The sequence below is a fragment of the Mesorhizobium sp. M8A.F.Ca.ET.161.01.1.1 genome (assembly GCF_004792105.1).
In the GTDB taxonomy this organism is placed as follows: domain Bacteria; phylum Pseudomonadota; class Alphaproteobacteria; order Rhizobiales; family Rhizobiaceae; genus Mesorhizobium.
The window spans coordinates 1-353 of the sequence record NZ_SRTD01000201.1 but is presented as its reverse complement, the minus strand read 5'-3'; the positions used below and the strand labels follow the sequence as shown (position 1 = coordinate 353).

The 353-nt window shown below is 58.1% G+C and carries 1 protein-coding gene; it reads right to left on the bottom strand.

The window, feature by feature from the left end; genetic code table 11:
- Window positions 1-353: MBL fold metallo-hydrolase (locus EN804_RS35320; protein WP_135922353.1), on the bottom strand; the 353-nt coding region annotated here is incomplete at both ends.

Below are 353 nucleotides of genomic sequence, written 5' to 3'. Positions count from 1 at the left end.
CGACACCAGGCGCGATCATTGTCTCGTGTTCGAAGGTCATCAGGTTATCTGCGTAGACCGAAAGAAATTCTCTTGAGGCACTGCGCGCAAGCTCCGCAAGATCCGGTGGCATCGCAGTGCGCGAAAAGTCAGGGTTCGTCCAAAACGCGGCTTCCGCCGCGGACAGATGAACGCGAACGTCTTGTGCAAGGCGATCCCTCACACCTTGTACGAGAAGGCCTCCAACGTGATCGAAGTGCATGTGCGTCAGCACCACATCGGTCACCGATGCCAGATCGACGCCCGCCGCTTCAAGTCGCGCAACAAACTGGCCTGCCCGAGGAAAGCTCGGGTACTCTTCGCCTAAACCGCTA